General features: G+C 72.4%; 16 protein-coding genes. 9 read left to right on the forward strand and 7 right to left on the reverse strand.

Annotated features, from left to right (window positions below; genetic code table 11):
- Positions 1-142: 142 nt before the first annotated feature.
- Positions 143-2503, forward strand: coding sequence for an endopeptidase La (gene lon, locus ACIBK9_RS40900; protein ID WP_358293121.1), 2361 nt, complete (start codon positions 143-145; stop codon positions 2501-2503).
- 121 nt (positions 2504-2624) lie between these two features.
- Here lon and ACIBK9_RS40905 read toward each other — a convergent pair whose 3' ends face one another.
- Positions 2625-3044 (reverse strand): MarR family winged helix-turn-helix transcriptional regulator, encoded by a 420-nt coding sequence (locus ACIBK9_RS40905; RefSeq protein ID WP_397164264.1) that lies wholly within the window; start codon positions 3042-3044, stop codon positions 2625-2627.
- A gap of 39 nt (positions 3045-3083) precedes the next feature.
- Between ACIBK9_RS40905 and ACIBK9_RS40910 the strand changes: the two genes are divergently transcribed.
- The 8 genes from ACIBK9_RS40910 (at position 3084) to ACIBK9_RS40945 (ending at position 11063) form a co-directional block, all read left to right on the forward strand.
- On the forward strand, positions 3084-3896 hold the full coding sequence (locus ACIBK9_RS40910) for an SAM-dependent methyltransferase (RefSeq protein ID WP_397164266.1): 813 nt from the start codon (positions 3084-3086) through the stop codon (positions 3894-3896).
- Between the two features lie 298 nt (positions 3897-4194).
- Positions 4195-5157 carry a methionine ABC transporter ATP-binding protein gene (locus tag ACIBK9_RS40915; protein WP_397164268.1) on the forward strand — a complete coding sequence of 321 codons (963 nt, stop codon included), beginning with the start codon at positions 4195-4197 and terminating at the stop codon, positions 5155-5157.
- The gene (locus ACIBK9_RS40920) at positions 5154-5810 is read left to right on the forward strand and encodes a methionine ABC transporter permease (RefSeq protein WP_352329100.1); all 657 of its coding nucleotides are present in this window, start codon (positions 5154-5156) and stop codon (positions 5808-5810) included. The genes ACIBK9_RS40915 and ACIBK9_RS40920 overlap by 4 nt, the downstream gene beginning before the upstream one ends.
- A gap of 10 nt (positions 5811-5820) precedes the next feature.
- Positions 5821-6648 carry a MetQ/NlpA family ABC transporter substrate-binding protein gene (locus tag ACIBK9_RS40925; RefSeq protein WP_397164269.1) on the forward strand — a complete coding sequence of 276 codons (828 nt, stop codon included), beginning with the start codon at positions 5821-5823 and terminating at the stop codon, positions 6646-6648.
- A gap of 143 nt (positions 6649-6791) precedes the next feature.
- The gene (locus ACIBK9_RS40930; protein WP_397164270.1) at positions 6792-8327 is read left to right on the forward strand and encodes an AMP-binding protein; all 1536 of its coding nucleotides are present in this window, start codon (positions 6792-6794) and stop codon (positions 8325-8327) included.
- A 455-nt stretch (positions 8328-8782) separates the two neighbouring features.
- Positions 8783-9271: a DUF5946 family protein gene (locus tag ACIBK9_RS40935; protein WP_397164271.1), complete on the forward strand. Its 489-nt coding sequence runs from the start codon at positions 8783-8785 to the stop codon at positions 9269-9271.
- Positions 9272-9361: 90 nt separating this feature from the next.
- Positions 9362-9631, forward strand: coding sequence for a hypothetical protein (locus ACIBK9_RS40940; RefSeq protein ID WP_397164272.1), 270 nt, complete (start codon positions 9362-9364; stop codon positions 9629-9631).
- 199 nt (positions 9632-9830) lie between these two features.
- Positions 9831-11063, forward strand: a complete 1233-nt coding sequence (locus ACIBK9_RS40945) for a S1C family serine protease (RefSeq protein WP_397164273.1) — start codon at positions 9831-9833, stop codon at positions 11061-11063.
- 70 nt (positions 11064-11133) lie between these two features.
- On the opposite strand, the gene ACIBK9_RS40950 is transcribed toward ACIBK9_RS40945, so the two are convergent.
- From ACIBK9_RS40950 to cydD, 6 genes are all read right to left on the reverse strand, one after another.
- On the reverse strand, positions 11134-11874 hold the full coding sequence (locus tag ACIBK9_RS40950; RefSeq protein ID WP_397164274.1) for an ABC transporter permease: 741 nt from the start codon (positions 11872-11874) through the stop codon (positions 11134-11136).
- Entirely contained in the window at positions 11867-12760 is an 894-nt protein-coding gene (locus ACIBK9_RS40955) for an ABC transporter ATP-binding protein (RefSeq protein WP_397164275.1), read from the reverse strand. The genes ACIBK9_RS40950 and ACIBK9_RS40955 overlap by 8 nt, the downstream gene beginning before the upstream one ends.
- Complete coding sequence (locus tag ACIBK9_RS40960) at positions 12757-13080, reverse strand: transcriptional regulator (protein ID WP_352328377.1); 324 nt, start codon at positions 13078-13080, stop codon at positions 12757-12759. The genes ACIBK9_RS40955 and ACIBK9_RS40960 overlap by 4 nt, the downstream gene beginning before the upstream one ends.
- Entirely contained in the window at positions 13077-13697 is a 621-nt protein-coding gene (locus tag ACIBK9_RS40965; protein ID WP_397164276.1) for a hypothetical protein, read from the reverse strand. The genes ACIBK9_RS40960 and ACIBK9_RS40965 overlap by 4 nt, the downstream gene beginning before the upstream one ends.
- 81 nt (positions 13698-13778) lie before the next feature.
- Positions 13779-15458, reverse strand: a complete 1680-nt coding sequence (gene cydC, locus ACIBK9_RS40970) for a thiol reductant ABC exporter subunit CydC (protein ID WP_397164277.1) — start codon at positions 15456-15458, stop codon at positions 13779-13781.
- Entirely contained in the window at positions 15455-17182 is a 1728-nt protein-coding gene (gene cydD / locus ACIBK9_RS40975) for a thiol reductant ABC exporter subunit CydD (RefSeq protein ID WP_397164278.1), read from the reverse strand. The genes cydC and cydD overlap by 4 nt, the downstream gene beginning before the upstream one ends.

A 17182-nucleotide genomic window follows, 5' to 3' on the forward strand; every position in this document is an offset into this window, starting at 1 on the left:
GTCAGACCAAGGTCTGATCCTGACGTCACCCTCAGGTATCACTTACAACATTACGATCGCCGTGAGCGAACATCGGCAAGGTTGGGAACAACAGCGCGCTCCAATGAATTGAGTCGGTATAACTCAACCCTTTGGAGTTCGCATGAGTGAGAGCTTGATCCTCCCGGTCCTGCCGCTCGACGACGAGGTCGTCCTGCCGGGCATGGTGGTTCCGCTGGACCTGTCCGACTCCGAGGTGCGCGCTGCGATCGACGCGGCCCGCGCGTCCGGTGGTAACAAGCCGCGGGTCCTCCTCGTTCCCCGGATCGACGGCCGTTACGGCGCCGTCGGCGTCCAGGCCGTGATCGAGCAGGTCGGAAGGTTGCCCGGCGGTGAGCCCGCCGCCGTGGTCCGCGGCGTCAACCGCGTGCGCGTGGGCACCGGCACCACCGGCCCCGGCGCCGCACTGTGGGTCGAGGCCGACACGATCGACACGGTTCCGGCCGGCGAGCGCGCCCAGGAGCTGGCCAAGGAGTACAAGGCCCTGGCCACCACCATCCTGCAGAAGCGCGGCGCCTGGCAGGTCGTCGACCAGGTCAACCAGATCGACGACCCCTCGGTGCTGGCCGACAGCTCCGGCTACACCCCGTGGCTGACCACCGCCCAGAAGGTCGAGCTGCTGGAGGCCGCCGACCCGGCCGACCGCCTGGCCAGGCTCATCGAGTGGTCCCGCGAGCACCTCGCCGAGCTCGACGTCGCCGAGACGATCCGCAAGGACGTCCAGGAGGGCATGGAGAAGCAGCAGCGTGAGTTCCTGCTGCGCCAGCAGCTCGCCGCGGTCCGCAAGGAGCTGAAGGAGCTCAACGGCGACACCGCCGAGAGCGAGGAGGAGGACTACCGGGCCCGCGTCGAGGCCGCCGACCTGCCGGAGAAGGTGCGCGAGGCCGCACTCAAGGAGGTCGACAAGCTGGAGCGCACCTCCGACCAGTCCCCGGAGGGCGGCTGGATCCGCACCTGGCTCGACACGGTGCTCGACATCCCGTGGAACGAGCGTACCGAGGACAACTACGACATCGCGGGCGCGCGGGCCGTGCTCGACGCCGACCACACGGGCCTCGACGACGTCAAGGACCGCATCATCGAGCACCTGGCCGTGCGCAAGCGCCGCCAGGACAAGGGTCTCGGCGTGGTGAGCGGCCGGCGCAGCGGCGCCGTCCTGGCGCTCGCCGGTCCTCCCGGGGTCGGCAAGACGTCCCTGGGCGAGTCGGTGGCGCGCGCGATGGGCCGCAAGTTCGTCCGGGTCGCGCTCGGCGGCGTACGCGACGAGGCCGAGATCCGCGGGCACCGGCGCACCTACGTCGGCGCCCTGCCGGGCCGCGTCGTCCGGGCCATCCGCGAGGCCGGCTCGATGAACCCGGTCGTCCTGCTCGACGAGGTCGACAAGGTCGGCGCCGACTACCGCGGCGACCCCACGGCGGCGCTGCTGGAGGTCCTCGACCCGGCCCAGAACCACACCTTCCGCGACCACTACCTCGAGGTCGAGCTCGACCTGTCCGACGTGCTGTTCCTGGCCACGGCCAACGTGCTGGAGGCCATCCCCGGCCCGCTGCTCGACCGCATGGAGGTCGTCACCCTCGACGGCTACACCGAGGACGAGAAGGTCGCCATCGCCCGCGACCACCTGCTGCCCAGGCAGCTGGAGCTCGCCGGGCTGACCTCCGAGGAGGTCAAGGTCGACGACGGCGCGCTGCGGCGGCTGGCCGGCGAGTACACCCGCGAGGCCGGCGTGCGCTCGCTGGAGCGGGCGGTCGCCAGGATCCTGCGCAAGGTGGCTGCCAAGGACGAGCTGCCCGTCACGGTCGGCCCGGACGACCTGGTCGGCTACATCGGCAGGCCGCGGTTCGTGCCGGAGTCGTCGCTGCCCGAGTCCACCCAGCGCACCTCCGTGCCGGGCGTGGCCACGGGCCTGGCGGTGACCGGGGCCGGCGGCGACGTCCTCTACGTGGAGGCGTCGCTGGCCGACCCGGAGACCGGCGAGACCGGCCTGACCCTGACCGGCCAGCTCGGCGACGTGATGAAGGAGTCGGCCCGGATCGCGCTGTCCTACCTGCGCTCGCACGGCGCGGAGCTGGAGCTGCCGGTCACCGCGCTGAAGGACCGCTCGGTCCACGTGCACTTCCCCGCGGGCGCCGTCCCCAAGGACGGTCCCTCGGCGGGCGTGACGCTGACGACCGCGCTGGCCTCGCTCCTGTCGGGCCGCCAGGTCCGCGCCGACGTCGCCATGACCGGTGAGATCTCGCTGACCGGGCGGGTCCTGCCGATCGGCGGCGTCAAGCAGAAGCTGCTGGCCGCCCACCGGGCGGGCATCACCACGGTGCTCATCCCGGCCCGCAACGAGCCCGACCTGGACGACGTGCCCGAGGAGGTGCGCAACGAGCTGACCATCCACGCGGTCAGCGACGTGCGCGAGGTCCTCGACATCGCGCTGACCCCGGCCGAGGTCGCCACCACGGTCGCGGCCTGACGCCGCGCCCGGGGGCTGCCCCGGGACCGCCCCGCCGCACCCGGATGCGGCGGGGCGGCTCCATGTACGGGGGCCTGAACGAACGGCGCGCGAGGGGCCGGGAACGAGCCGGTGAATCGGGTCAGTCAGTGAGCAGCAGCGACTCCAGTTCCGCCAGCAGCGCCATGACCCGGGCCGCGCGTTCGGGATCGTCGCCGACCGCCGCGCGCACCGCCTCCTCCACCGGCCTGGCCGCCCGGCGGTGGACCGCGGCCAGCGCCGGATCCGTCAGCGTGACCAGGGTGCGCCGCCCGTCGCCGGGGTCGGGTTCGGTCCGGACGAGGCCGCGCTCGCGCATCCGGGCCACCGAGGCCGACACGTGGCTCTGGACGAAGCCCGTCCTGGCCTGGATCTCGCCGACGGTGCCGCCCGGGTGGCGCAGCACGTCCTCGAAGACGGCCTCCTCGCCGGGGGTGAGGGGCGGGCCCTTGGTCTCGCCGGCCGCCGTCTTCGACAGCTCCACCAGCCGTCGTCCGAGCCTGCGCAGTCGTGCCACGTTCATGGTGGCCGATTGTATCGCTGGAGATGTATCGTCAGCGATATGAATGGGGTGGCGAGGACGGCGGTGGGCGCGGCCCGGTTACGGGCGCGCGAGAGCGAACGGCCCGACCGGCTGTTCGAGGACCCGTACGCGGGCGCCTTCGTGGCGGCGGCGGACGCCCGGTCGCCGGACGCGGGGCGGGGGAGCGGAGCGGGTGATCTCTTCAGCGCCCACCTGGTGTTCCGGACCAGGTTCTTCGACGACCACCTGAGCGGTTCCGGCTGCGACCAGGTCGTCCTGCTGGCCGCCGGGCTCGACGCCCGCGCCTTCCGGCTCGACTGGCCGCCGGGCGTGCGGCTGTTCGAGCTCGACCTGCCCGAGCTGCTGGCGTTCAAGGACGGCGTGCTGCGCGGGCTGGGCGCGACGGCGCGGTGCGAGCGCGTCCCGGTGCCGGTGGACCTGCGCGAGGACTGGCCGGGCAGCCTGCGCGCGGCCGGGTTCGACCCCGCGCGGCCGACGGCCTGGCTGATCGAGGGCCTGCTGATCTACCTGAGCCCGGCCGAGGCCGGGCGGCTCCTCGACGGCGTGTGCGCGCTGTCGGCCGCGGGCAGCAGGCTCGCTTTCGAGCACGACCCGGCCGCGGCCGCCGTGCTCGCCGAGCGGGTGCGCACGATGCCCGAGCTGCGGCGGATCGCCACCCTCTGGAAGGGCGGCCCCGGCGCGGACGCCGTCGCCCGGCTGACGGCCCGCGGCTGGCGGACGCGTACGGTCGAAGCCGCCGCCCTCGCCGCCCGGTACGGCCGCCCCGCCCCGCGCGGCGGTTTCCTCACCGCGGTGCTGAGTGACGCAGATCACCACAATTCCCCGGAATAGGAGTATGTAAAGGCGGCGTTAGCACCGGCGTGAACGAGGCATACGCGAACGACCACCGCGCCCACCGGGACGCCATGTGTTGTCGCATGCGTATGGGGCGAATGCCGGCCCGTTAGAGACCAGATCCCCGCCCGTTCTCCTCGAAGGTCACCATGATCCACACTTTCTGCTTCGTGCTGCGCAGGCTGAGCCACCTGCCGTTCCCTCCGGGCAGCCACTAGATCCCACCGCTCCGACGGTGATGTTCGTGTAAGGAAGCGGCCCGCCACCCGGCCGCTCTCACTCGTGGGGAAATTTCGTGATCCAGGCTTCCGGCCTGCGCAAGCAGTACGGCCAGACCGTCGCGCTCGACGGCGTCGACCTGCATGTGCGCGAGGGCGAGATCTACGGCGTGCTCGGCCAGAGCGGCGCCGGCAAGAGCACGCTGCTGCGCTGCGTCAACCTGCTCGAACGCCCCACCGCGGGCACGGTCACCGTCGCCGGGCAGGACCTGACCGCCCTGCCCGGCCGCGAGCTCAACCGCGCCAGGCAGCGCATCGGCATGATCCACCAGCACTTCGCGCTGCTGTCCTCGCGCACGGTGGCCGGCAACGTCGCCTTCCCGCTGGAGGTCATGGGCGTGCCCAGGGCCGAACGGCAGCGGCGCGTGGCCGAGCTGCTCGACCTCGTCGGCCTCCAGGGCCGCGGCGGCGACCGCCCCCACCAGCTCTCCGGCGGCCAGAAGCAGCGCGTCGGCATCGCCAGGGCGCTGGCGGGCAACCCGTCGGTGCTGCTGTCGGACGAGGCCACCTCCGCGCTGGACCCGGCCACCACCCAGTCGATCCTCGCCCTGCTCAAGCGGCTCAACGCCGAGCTTGGCCTGACGATCCTGCTCATCACCCACGAGATGAACGTCGTCAAGAGCGTCTGCGACTCGGTCGCGATCATGGCCGGGGGCCGCGTCGAGGAGTCGGGGGCGATCGCCGACCTCATCAGGACCCCCGGATCCCGGCTGACCAGGGAGATCTTCCCGCTGCCCGAGCCGGCTCCGGCCGGTTCCGTCACGCTCACCTTCACCGGTGACCCGGGCCGTCCGCTGGTCTCGGAGTTGGCGCGCAAGTTCGACGTGGACGTCAACATCCTCGGCGGCTCGATCGAGGAACTGGCCGGCGGTTCGGTCGGCCGCCTGCGCGTGGCGCTGACCGGCGCGGAGTCGTCCTCGGCGCTGTCGTTCCTGCGGGAGTCGGGGTTGCTCGTCGAAGTCGCGGGGGAGGCCGCATGACCTGGGAAGAGATCGCGCCGCTGCTGTGGCCGGCCACGTGGGAGACCGCCCAGATGGTGGGCTGGGCCACGCTGTTCACCGTGCTGTTCGGGCTGCCGCTCGGCGTGGCGCTGGTGGCCTTCGACCGGGACGGGCTGCGCCCGCTGCCGGCGTTGAAGTCCGTGCTGGGGATCGTCGTCAACATCGGGCGGTCGCTGCCGTTCATCGTGTTGATGATCGCGATCATCCCGTTCACCCGGCTCGTCATCGGGACCACGATCGGCACCGCGGCCGTGGTGGTGCCGCTGACCGTGGGGGCCGTGCCGTTCTTCGCCCGGCTGGTCGAGACGGCGCTGCGCGAGGTCGGCACCGACGTCGTCCAGGCCGCGCAGGCCATGGGGGCGAGCCGGACCGCCATCGTGCGCAAGGTCCTGCTGCCCGAGGCGCTGCCGGGCCTGGTGTCGGGGCTGACCGTCACGATCGTCGCGCTCATCGGGTACTCGGCCATGGCGGGCACCGTCGGTGGCGGCGGGCTCGGCGACCTGGCCGTGCGCTACGGCTACCAGCGGTTCGAGACGCTCGTGATGATCGTGACCGTCGTCCTGCTCATCGTCATCGTGCAAATTCTGCAGAGTCTGGGCGACTGGGTCGCTCGGCGCATTTCACATAAGTAAGGGAAAAATCATGAAGATTCGCTCGATATTGGGTGCTGCTGCGCTGTCTCTGTTGCTCGCCGCATGCGGTACGTCGCAGTCCGCGACGTCCACCCCCGCCGCCGAGTCGGCCGACACGGTGCTGAAGGTGGGCGCGAGCGCCGTCCCGCACGGCGAGATCCTGAAGTTCGTCAAGGACAACCTGGCCCCGGCCGCCGGGCTGAAGCTGGAGATCGTCGAGTTCAGCGACTACGTCCAGCCGAACGTGCAGCTCGACGAGGGCCAGCTGAACGCCAACTTCTTCCAGCACAAGCCCTACCTGGACGACTTCAACGCCTCCAAGGGCACCAAGCTGAGCTTCGTCACCCCGGTGCACCTGGAGCCGCTCGGCCTGTACTCCAAGAAGATCACCTCGCTGTCGGCGCTGGCGGACGGGGCCACCGTGGCCGTCCCCAACGACGCCACGAACCTCGGCCGCTCGCTCAAGCTGCTCGCCGACAACGGCCTGGTCAAGCTCAAGGACGGCGCGGGCACCGCGGCCACCGAGCGCGACGTCACGGACAACCCCAAGAAGCTGCAGTTCAAGCCCCTTGAGGCGGCCCAGCTCCCGCGCTCGCTCGAGGACGTGGACGCCGCGGTGATCAACGGCAACTACGCCATCGAGGCCGGGCTCAAGCCCGCCAGCCAGGCGCTGGTGCTGGAGAAGACCGAGGGCAACCCGTACGTCAACGGGCTCGTCGTCCAGGCCGGCCACGAGAAGGACGCCAACATCGTCACCCTCGGCAAGCTGCTCCAGGACCCGAAGGTCAAGGACTTCATCAAGCAGAAGTACGAGGGCTCGGTGATCCCCGCCGAGTGATCCCCGCCGAGTGATCCGCGCCGAGTGATCCGCGCCGAGTGATCCCGGCGTCGGCCGACGCCGAAGCCGCGGCTTCCCCACCGGGGAGCCGCGGCTTCGGCGTGCCCTAGCGCCGCCGCCGACGGACCGAATACTGTTCTAATATGTACCCGGGAGCCATCGCAGCCGTCACCCCCGACAAGCCCGCTGTGATCATGGCGGGCTCCGGGCAAATCCTCACCTACCGCGAGCTCGAAGAGGAGTCCAACCGCCTGGCCCACGCCTTCCGCGCGGCCGGGCTCAGGCCCGGCGACCACGTCGCCTTCATGCTCGCCAACCACCCGCTCTTCCTGGCCGTCGCCTGGGCCGCGCACCGCGCGGGCCTGTACTACACGCCGATCAGCTCCCGCCTGCAGACCGACGAACTCGCCTACATCGTGGACAACTGCGGCGCCCGGGTCTTCATCTCCAGCGCGAACCTGGCGGAGGTGGCCACCTCGATCACCGACGCCACGCCGCGGGTGGAGCTGCGGCTCATGCTCGACGGCCTCGCCGAGGGCTTCGCCTCCTACGAGGAGACGGTGGCCGGCTGCCCGGTCACCCCGATCGCCGACGAGTGCCAGGGCGCCGACATGCTCTACTCCTCCGGCACGACCGGGCGTCCGAAGGGCGTCAAGGTGGCCGCCTCGCTGGCCCCGCTGACCGAGTCGAACACGCTGGTCCGGCTCATCCAGGCGCTGTTCGCGCCGTCGGCCGACAGCGTCTACCTCTCGCCCGCGCCGCTGTACCACGCCGCGCCGCTGCGCTACTGCCTGTCCTTCCAGCGGCTCGGCGCCACGGTGGTGGTGATGGAACGCTTCGACCCCGAGGAGTACCTGCGGCTGGTCGAGCGGTACGGGGTGACGCACTCGCAGCTCGTCCCGACGATGTTCATCAAGATGCTGAAGCTGCCGGAGGAGACCCGGAAGAAGTACGACCTGTCGTCGCTGGTCTGCGCCATCCACGCGGCCGCGCCGTGTCCCGTGCCGGTCAAGGAGCAGATGATCTCCTGGTGGGGGCCGGTGATCCACGAGTACTACGCGGGCACCGAGGGCAACGGCTTCCTCTACGTCGGCTCCCAGGACTGGCTGGAGCACAAGGGCACGGTCGGCCGCTCGCTGCTCGGCGTCGTGCACATCTGCGACGAGGAGGGCGAGGACCTGCCGCCGGGCGAGCACGGCACGGTCTACTTCGAGAACGGCGCCCGCTTCGAGTACCACGGCGACCCCGACAAGACCCGCTCGGCGCAGGACCCGAAGGGCCGGGGCTGGACCACCCTGGGCGACATCGGCTACCTGGACGCCGACGGTTTCCTGTACCTCACGGACCGCCGCTCGTACATGATCATCTCGGGTGGGGTGAACATCTACCCGCAGGAGGCCGAGAACGTGCTGGCCGTGCATCCCAAGGTGGCCGACGTGGCCGTGTTCGGCGTACCGGACGAGGAGATGGGGGAGCAGGTCAAAGCCGTGGTCCAGGCGATGACGGCGGCGGAGGCGGGGCCGGCGCTGGAGGCGGAGCTGATCGCGTACTGCCGGGAGCACCTGGCCCACTACAAGTGCCCGAAGTCGGTCGACTTCCGCGACGAGCTTCCGCGCCACCCGACCGGCAAACTCTACAAACGCCTCCTGAGGGACGAATACTGGCCCGCCCGCACCTGACCACAGGGCCGCGATCACGCGACCGGCGTCCAGGATCGTCCCGTGGTGGACGGGCGGAGGCTGCGAGAGGAAGCCCGGTCCGTCGCCGCCTCTGGCGCAGACGCAGGTCGATGAGGGAGGCTCGGTGGTGCCCCCGGCCCTGCCGCGGGCCGGGGCGAACAGTCCGGGACCGACACCCGGGGGCCCGTTCCCGCGAGGCGGCGACCCCTCGTCCGCCCGGCCGCCCCTGACGGCCGAGCCGGCGTGACGGCCCCGCACCGACCTGGACGGGAGACGAGCATGACCAACATCGGAGTCCCTGAGATCCTCGCTCTTCTGGTGATCCTCGCCCTCGGGGCGTTGATCTTAGGAGGCATCGTGTTCGTGGCGGTGAGGCTCGCCAACCGCGGCCGGCGGTAGCCCCGGCGCCGGACGCCTCGTCGACAACGCCGCTCTGGCCGCCTAGGGTGCGGGCCATGACGGAGCGTCTCACCATGGCCCGGTGCGAGTGCGGCGCGGCCGCCGGACCGCTGGGCGCCTGCGTGGACTACTACCACGCCGTCCTTGCCGAAGAGCAGGGCGATCCCGGCATGTACCGGTGGCACGCGGTGGTGGTCTGCGCGTACTTCCTGCAGCATCCGTCCGGGGCGCACCCGAAGTACCTCGACGACCAGTTCCGCCAGTTGCAGCTCTGCCTGGACCGGGGGCTGGACGCGCTGCTTCGCGTGGGAGCCCGCCAGGTGGCCAGGAACAGGCACGGGGCGCGGCCGGCCCACGACCCGGATCCGTTGTCGGCGTACGCGCCGCTCCCGCCGGGCGGGCCGCCCCGGCACTTCCGCGCCACGTTCAGCGACCTCCCGGTCCGCGACGGCAGCTTCGTGTCCGACGGCCATCCGGCCTACGGCCGGCGCATCGAGACGATCGCCGCGGCCACGGTGGAGTCCTGGCGCTCCCTCCAGGCATGACCCCCCGGGGCGGAGGCCGTGGCCCTCGTTGACGGATCGGGGACCCGGCAGCTATCGGATCTTGATCTCGGGATGGCAGCCTCTCGACCCGTGACCTCTTCAGCAGACGAGCCCGCCGACGACCAAGTCCCCGTCCAAGTCCCCGTCCTCGTGGCGTCCACCGGAGGGGACGGTGACCCCGCCACGGCGGTGCGCGTGGTCGGCAACGTGGCCATCTTTCTGGGCCTGGCGCTGTCGGTGCTCACCATCGTCACGCCGTGGCAGGACGAGCCCACCGCGTGGCTGCTCGTCTACCTGGTGATCGCCCTGGGCGGCTTCGCCCTGCGCATCGAAGCGGCCGTCCGCGCCCGCCGCCGGTGAACCCACCGCCCGGCTGCGCCGCACCCCGTACGAACGTGGTTTGTAGATTCTTTTCTGCTTTTATGGGCCGAAGTCCGACCCGTGAGCAGCGCGGATAAGGTGTGAGTGAGTCGTCTCACAGAGTTCCGATCACCGCCTTAACCAGGTCTTACGCACCTCTTGGCACCCTTGAGTCATAGGGACTTGAGGGAGATGACAGATGAACGCGAACGAGCCTCGCGAGCAGGGCACCGGTGGGTGGAGCCAGTTCGGCGCCACCCCGCCGGCCGCCGGGGGCTTCCCCCGGCGGGACACGATCGTCATGGAGCAGCCGCCTCCTCCTCCGCCGTCCACCCCCGTCAAGGCGCGGCTCAACGCCGGGCAGAAGGCCGTCGCCGGGCTCGCGCTGGCCGCGATGGCCATCGGCGGCGGTGTCGTGGGGGCCGCCGTCGCGACCGCGTTCCAGCCCGAGCCGCAGCAGGTGGTCAGCGCGCCGAGCCCGGTGCTCAGGGCCGCCTCCAACCAGCTCTCCACCGCTGAGGTGGCCGAGCGGGTGCAGCCCTCGGTGGTCATGATCCAGGGGCAGACGGGCGAGGGGTCGGGGGTCGTGCTCTCCGAGGACGGCCTCATCCTCACCAACAACCACGTGGTCGTCGGCGCCTCGCAGGGCGGGGGTCAGATGACGGTCAAGTTCAGCGACGGGAAGACGGCCAAGGCCAAGGTCGTGGGCACCGACCCGGCCACCGACCTCGCGGTCATCAAGGCCGAGGACGTCTCGGGCCTGACCAAGGCCACGCTGGGCGACAGCGACCAGCTCAAGGTCGGCGACGACGTGCTGGCCATCGGCAGCCCCCTCGGCCTGGACGGGTCGGTCAGCAGGGGCATCGTCAGCGCCCTGAACCGTACGCTCAAGCTGGGCGGCGAGCAGCGTCAGCAGCTTCCCCCCGGGTTCGGCGGCGAGCAGCAGGCCCCGGTGGAGGGAACCACCATCGGCGACGTCATCCAGACCGACGCCGCCATCAACCCCGGCAACTCCGGCGGCGCGCTGGTGAACGCGGCGGGCGCGCTCGTCGGCATCAACACCGCCATCGCCTCCGACGCGGCCGGTGGCGGCGTCGGCTTCGCGATCCCGGTCAACACCGCCAAGCAGGTCGCCGAGCAGCTCATCAAGAGCGGCAAGGTCAGCCACGCCTTCCTCGGCGTGAGCGTCACCGACGCCACCGGCGACGTGCCCGGCGCGCTGATCCGGCAGGTGACCGCGGAAAGCCCGGCGGCCAAGGCCGGGCTGCAGGAGGGCGACCTCATCACCAAGATTGGGGACACACCTGTTGACTCAGGCGATACCGTTGTTGGACAGGTCAGAGGTTTCAAACCGGGCCAACAGGTCAAGATCACATATATGAGGGACGGTCGGTCCGCGGAGGCCACCGTCACCCTCCAAGAGAAGAAGTAAACACAAGGACCCCCTCCCGGAGACGGGTGTGCCGTTGAGATCGCTGCGGACTCGGCGGCACACCCCCCCATCAGGCGAAACGCCGACCCTCGTCACGGCGGTACGCCCACGTCGCGGCGGCCGCCGCGATCACCGTCCAGACGCCCAGCATGATCAGCGCGATGCCGTCAGGGCGGGCCCCCGAAATGGCCGCCCAGATCAGCTCGGCCGCGCCCCTGGACGGAACGTACGGCGAGACGGCCTCCACGATGTCCGGCAGGATCTGCGGCGGCAGGATCAGCCCGCCCACGATCGCCACGGGGAAGAAGACGATCTGCGCCACCGCGAGCGCCGCCTTCGACGGCAGCGTCAGGCCGAGGAACAGGCCGATCAGCATGAACGGCACCCCTCCGCCGACCAGCGCGGCCAGCCCCAGGGCCAGCCGGACCGGCGTGATGACCGCCTCGGTCAGCAGGGCCGCGACCACCAGCACCGGCACCACCGACAGCAGCATGAGGACCACCGTCGAGACCATCCGCCCGGCCAGGCGCGGGAACGGCCCGGCGGGCAGCGTGCGCGTGTAGGGGTCCCAGGGCTGCTCGCGATCCTGCGAGACCGACGCGCTGAGCCCGATCACCGCCGAGGACATGGCGCCGAAGAACATCAGCGCCCCCGTCGCCCCCGTCGCCGCCGCCGGGTCGCCGCCCGCGAACGGCACCACGAACGCCAGCATCGAGATGGCCGGGAACATGGAGCTGGCCAGGATCCCGATGGGCACCCTGAACTGCTCGACGAGCTGCAGCCGGGTGTGGGCCACGATCAGGCTAGACATGCGCGCTCTCCTTGGGGGGCGAGGTCGAGGTGATGGTGAGGAAGGCCTCCTCCAGCGTGGTCGGCCTGACCTCCAGCCCCGAGAACGGGACGCCGCTGCGCACCAGCTCGACCACCAGCCGGTCGGGATCGGTGGTCAGCAGGCTGACGCGGCCTTCCTGGCGTTCGGTGCTGAGCACGCCGGGCAGCTCGGGCAGGTCCCCGGCGTCGAGCGAGACGCGCCGCACCCCCACCATGTCGCGCACGGCCCGCACGGTGTCGTCGGCCAGGACGCGTCCCTGCCCGACGACGACCACGCGCTGGGCCAGCGCCTCGATCTCCTCCAGGTAGTGGCTGGTCAGGACGACCGTGCCGCCTTCGGCGTGGAAGGCCTGGATGCCGTCCCAGAGGGTGCGCCTGGCCTCGACGTCGAGGCCGGTCGTCGGCTCGTCCAGGAACACCAGGCGCGGGCGGCCGGCGAAGGCCAGCGCCACGGCCAGGCGCCGCTTCTGGCCGCCGGACAGCCCGCCCACCTGCCGCTTGACCAGGTCGCTCAGGCCGAAGCGGTCGAGCAGTTCGTCCCTGCCGAGCGCGTCGGGGAAGTGGGCGCGCACGAAGTCGGCGATCTCGCCGACCCGCAGCGACTCGGGCAGGCCGGTCTCCTGCGGGGTCACGCCGATGCCCCGGCGGATGACGGGATCCTGGGGTGAGCCGCCGAACAGCTCGACCGTGCCGGAGGTCGGGCGGCGCAGCCCGACGAAGAGGTTGATCAGGGTGGACTTGCCCGCGCCGTTCGGGCCGAGCAGGCCGACCAGCTCTCCTGCCCGGATGTCGAGCGAGACGCGGTCGAGCGCGAGCACGTCCCCGTAGCGGCGGGTGACCTCCACCGTTCTGGCGAGGGCCGTCATGGGGTTCCTCCAGCGTTGTCGAGCAAGGCGCGGATCGCCTTGGTGTAGTCCTCGAAGGCCAGCCGTCCGCGCTGGGTGAGCGCGACGTAGGTGACGGGGGTGCGGCCTTTGTGGGTCTTGGTGATGCGGACGTAACCGGCGTCCTCCAGCTTGGTCAGGTGCACCGAGAGGTTGCCGGCCGTCATCCCGAGCAGGTCCTTCAGCGAGGGGAAGGCGATCTCGTCGCGCCCGCCGAGGGTGTTGAGCGTGGCGACCACCCGCAGCCTGGCCTGCGCGTGGATCACCGGGTCGAGCTCGGGGACGGCCCCGTCGGGGCTCACATCCGCCGCCGCAGCACGACGCCGGCCGCGATGTAGCCGCCGCCGGTCAGCACGGCCGTCAGCAGCGCGTGCCAGCCGGCGCCGAGCATGACGCCCACGCCGTTGACCACCGCCGCCCACACGCCGACGAAGAACATCGGCCAGTACGTCCAGATCGCGCCGCCGGCCATGTAGAGCAGCGCGACGAGCATCATGAATCCGCCGCCCCACAGCAGGCCGCTCTCGGCGGCCGGGAGCTGGGGGCTGAGGCGGATGGCGAGCACCGTCATGGAGACCAGGCCGGCCGCCCAGGCGTAGCCGTACATCATGCCCTTGGCGGAGGTCTCGCCGCGGACCTGCGCCCCCATCTTCACCATGCCGAAGATCGCGATCGCCCCGGCCAGCGACATGCCCGCGAACAGCACCATGAGCGCCTGCGGGCGGGAGATCGGCGCGTAGGGGACGCCGTCGAGGCCGTAGTGCAGGAACAGCGCCGTGAAGCCGAGCAGCCAGGCCACGCCCCAGGGCACGTAGAGCAGCACCGGGTCGCCGTGCAGGCGCCGGACCGTGGCGGAGCGCTGCTGCTCGATCAGCCGCAGCGTCTCCTCGGGAGTACGCGCCCGATCGTCGTCAACCATGCCAACTCCTCTTACCCGCAAACAGGTTTGCATCATAAACCTGATGGCGGCGCAAACTCAAAGCGAGGGCAAGAGGAACGGCTACCGCCGGGTCAGCGCCTCGGACTCCCACAGGTCGCGGTAGTACCCGGGCGCCGCCACCAGCTCGTCGTGCCGTCCGCGCTGGACGACGCGGCCCTCATCGAGCACCACGACCTCGTCCACCGACTCCAGGCCCTTGAGCCGATGGGTCACCAGCACGGTGGTGCGGTCGCGGATGACGTCCAGCAGGTCGGCCATCAGGCGGTCGGCGGTCTCCTCGTCGAGCGCCTCGGCGGGCTCGTCCAGCAGCAGCACGGGCGGGTCGTACAGCAGCGCCCTGGCCAGGGCCAGGCGCTGGAGCTGGCCGCCGGAGACGGTCCTGCCGTCCTCGCCGAGCTCGGCGTCCCAGCCGGTGCGCTCGACCCACGGGCCGAGCCTGGCCTCCCGCACGGCCGCCGTCAGCCGCTCGTCGCCGGCGTCCGGCCCGGCCAGGCGCAGGTTGTCGCGCAGGGTGGTGCGGAAGATGTACGGGTCCTGGGTGAGGCCGGTCATCAGCGTGCGGACGTCGTCGCCGGACAGGTCGCGCAGGTCGGTCCCATTGACGCGCACGCTTCCCGACTCGGGCTCGACCAGGCGCATCAGCGCGGCCAGCAGCGTGCTCTTGCCCGCCCCGCTCGGGCCCACGATCGCCACCCGGCGGCCCGGGGTCAGGCGCAGGGAGACGCCGTCGAGTGCGGGGCGCGCGGCGTCGGGGTGGCGGACGACGAGGTCGTCGACCTCGACCGTCAGCGGAGCCGACGGCACGGGCGCGGGCGCGGCCGGCTCGGTGACGGCCGGCGCGGCGGCGCGGACCTCGCGCAGCCGCCGGATCGCTGCGGTGATCCCGGCCATCCGCTCGCCCGCCGCCGCCAGCGGCAGCACCGGCTCGAACGACACCAGCGCGGTCAGCGCGAGCACCGCCGTCGCGACGGAGCCGGCGCCCGCCCCCTGGGCGAGCAGCACGATGGCCGCCACCGTCAGGCCCTGGGCCAGCGTCCCGACCGCCAGGGCGGCGGCGTGCACGCGCGACTGCCGGCGCTCCAGCGCGGCCAGCGCCTCGTCGGCGGCCAGCGCGCCGGACAGCGCCCGCTCGCCCGCGCCGTAGGCGGCCAGGTCGGCCGAGCCGTGCACGAGGTCGGCCACGCGGGCCGCCAGCGCGGCCCTGGCCGGCGCGATCCGGGCCGACCAGCGGCGCGCGGCGGCGGCGGTCGCGGCCGGCAGCAGGACGCCCGCCACCACGAGCCCGGCCACCAGCACCAGCGCGGTCAGCGGCAGCACGAACAGCCCGATGGCGACCGCGGCCAGCCCGGTCAGCAGCGCCGCGGCGGCCGGGAGCAGCGCGCGGACCAGCAGGTCCTGGACGGCCTCGGTGTCGTCCACCATGCGGCTGAGCAGGTCGGCGCCGCCGTGGCGGGGACGCTGGGGCGGGACGAGCGCCTGGTAGAGCCGCTCGCGGGTGCCGGCCTGGGCGCGCAGGGCCACGTCGTGGCCGGTGAGCCGTTCGGCGTAGCGGAAGACGCCCTTGCCGGTCGCGAACGCCCTGGTCGCCACGATGGCCACGCTCAGCGCGGCCAGGGACGGCTGCTGCGCGGCCCTGGTGATCAGCCAGGCGGCGGCCGCGATCAGCCCCAGCCCGGCCAGGTCGGCGGCCGCCCCGGCCAGCACGGCCCAGGCCAGGCGGGTGCCCATGCGCCGGTTCATCGCGCGCTCCCCTCGGGAAGGGAGACCGCGCTCTGCGGTTCCCGGTGACCGTCGCCGTCCGGGTGGGCCGGCGGCCGGTCGCGGGTGGTGTCGGAGACGACGCGGCCCTCGTGCACCCGCACGATCCGGTCGGCGAGGTCGATCATCGCGGGCCGGTGGGCGACGATGACGGCGGTGCGCCCCCGCGCCAGCTGCGCGGTGGCGGCCACGACGGCTGCCTCGCTGCGGCCGTCGAGGCGGGCGGTGGGCTCGTCGAGCAGCAGCGCCGTGGCGTCCGGGCGGCAGAAGCCGCGGGCCAGCGCCACGCGCTGCCGCTGGCCGGCCGACAGGTTCGCGCCGCGCTCGCCGACCACGGTGTCGAAACCCTGGGGCAGGCCGTCCACGAAGTCGGCGTGCGCGGCGGCGGCCGCCCGCCGGACCTCCTCCAGGGTGGCGCCGGGCGCGCCCAGCCGGATGTTGTCGGCCACGGAGGTGGTGAACAGGTGGGGCCGCTGCGGCACGTACGCCAGGGCCGCCCGCCAGCTGTCCAGGTCCAGCTCGCGCAGGTCGGCGCCGTCGACCAGGACGCGTCCCTCGGACGGGCGCAGGAAGCCCAGGACCAGGTGGAGCAGGGTGCTCTTGCCGCCGCCGCTCTCGCCGACCAGCGCCACCCGCTCGCCGGGCGCGATGGTGAGCGTCACGTTCTCCAGGGCGGGCTCGTCCCTGCCGGGGTAGCGGACGGTCACGTTCTCCAGGCGGATCTCCGGCGCGCCCTGCCCGTCGTACGGGCGGGCCGGGCCGGACGGGTCGCCGGCGGCCTCGTCCAGGACGGCGAAGGCCGCGTCGGCGGCGGCCACCCCCTCCATGGAGGCGTGGAACCGGGTCCCCATGGCCCTCAGCGGCAGGTACGCCTCCGGCGCCAGCAGCAGCACCAGCAGCGCCGTCGTCAGGTCCAGCGAGCCGCCGAGCAGCCGCAGCCCGATCGGCACCGCCACCAGCGCCAGCGACAGCGACGCGCACAGCTCCAGCACCAGCGACGACAGGAACGCCACCCGCAAGGTGCGCATGGTCGCGCTGCGGTGGGCGTCGGCGACCTGCCGGATGACCGTGGCCTGGTAGCGGGCCCGCCCGAAGGCGCGCAGCGTGGGCAGCCCGCGCACCACGTCGAGGAAATGCCCGCCGAGCCGCGACAGGGCGTGGAACTGCCGCTCGGTGACGGCCTTGGTCGTCATGCCCACCAGCGCGCCGAAGACGGGGATCAGCGGCAGCGTCACCAGGACGATCACCGCGCTGCCCAGGTCGGCGGCGAACAGCCGGACCAGCACGGCCACCGGCACCACGGCCGCCACCGCGATCGAGGGCAGGTAGCCGGTCAGGTAGGCGTCGAGGCCGTCCAGGCCGCGGCCGGTCAGCGTGACCAGCTCGCCCGACCGGTGACCGGTCAGCCTGGACGGCCCCAGCTCGCCCAGGCGGGCCAGCAGCCGGTGGCGCAGCGCGGACTTCACGCCCGTCGCGGTGCGCCCGGCGAAGACGCCCTGCGTCCAGGCCAGCAGCGCCCGGACGCCCACGACGGCGGCGAGCGCCCCCAGCGCGGCGGCGGTGAAGCGGCCCGACAGCACGCCGGCCAGCAGCTCGGCCTGCGCGAGCACGAGCAGCCCGGCGAGCACGGCCGCGACCATGGTGACGGTCAGGTGGCGGCGCACCGAGCGCTCGGCCCGCATGAGCCGCAGAAGATCCTTATGCAC

The sequence above is a fragment of the Nonomuraea sp. NPDC050227 genome (assembly GCF_044459705.1).
Classification (GTDB): domain Bacteria; phylum Actinomycetota; class Actinomycetes; order Streptosporangiales; family Streptosporangiaceae; genus Nonomuraea.

Coding starts and splice junctions, on each gene's coding strand:
- ACIBK9_RS40950 (WP_397164274.1), bottom strand. CDS start 11,874: ATGTCTAGCCTGATCGTGGCCCACACCCGGCTGCAGCTCGTCGAGCAG.
- lon (WP_358293121.1), top strand. CDS start 143: ATGAGTGAGAGCTTGATCCTCCCGGTCCTGCCGCTCGACGACGAGGTC.
- ACIBK9_RS40930 (WP_397164270.1), top strand. CDS start 6,792: ATGTACCCGGGAGCCATCGCAGCCGTCACCCCCGACAAGCCCGCTGTG.
- ACIBK9_RS40955 (WP_397164275.1), bottom strand. CDS start 12,760: ATGACGGCCCTCGCCAGAACGGTGGAGGTCACCCGCCGCTACGGGGAC.
- ACIBK9_RS40920 (WP_352329100.1), top strand. CDS start 5,154: ATGACCTGGGAAGAGATCGCGCCGCTGCTGTGGCCGGCCACGTGGGAG.
- ACIBK9_RS40905 (WP_397164264.1), bottom strand. CDS start 3,044: ATGAACGTGGCACGACTGCGCAGGCTCGGACGACGGCTGGTGGAGCTG.
- ACIBK9_RS40910 (WP_397164266.1), top strand. CDS start 3,084: ATGAATGGGGTGGCGAGGACGGCGGTGGGCGCGGCCCGGTTACGGGCG.
- ACIBK9_RS40935 (WP_397164271.1), top strand. CDS start 8,783: ATGACGGAGCGTCTCACCATGGCCCGGTGCGAGTGCGGCGCGGCCGCC.
- cydC (WP_397164277.1), bottom strand. CDS start 15,458: ATGAACCGGCGCATGGGCACCCGCCTGGCCTGGGCCGTGCTGGCCGGG.
- ACIBK9_RS40925 (WP_397164269.1), top strand. CDS start 5,821: ATGAAGATTCGCTCGATATTGGGTGCTGCTGCGCTGTCTCTGTTGCTC.
- ACIBK9_RS40965 (WP_397164276.1), bottom strand. CDS start 13,697: ATGGTTGACGACGATCGGGCGCGTACTCCCGAGGAGACGCTGCGGCTG.
- ACIBK9_RS40945 (WP_397164273.1), top strand. CDS start 9,831: ATGAACGCGAACGAGCCTCGCGAGCAGGGCACCGGTGGGTGGAGCCAG.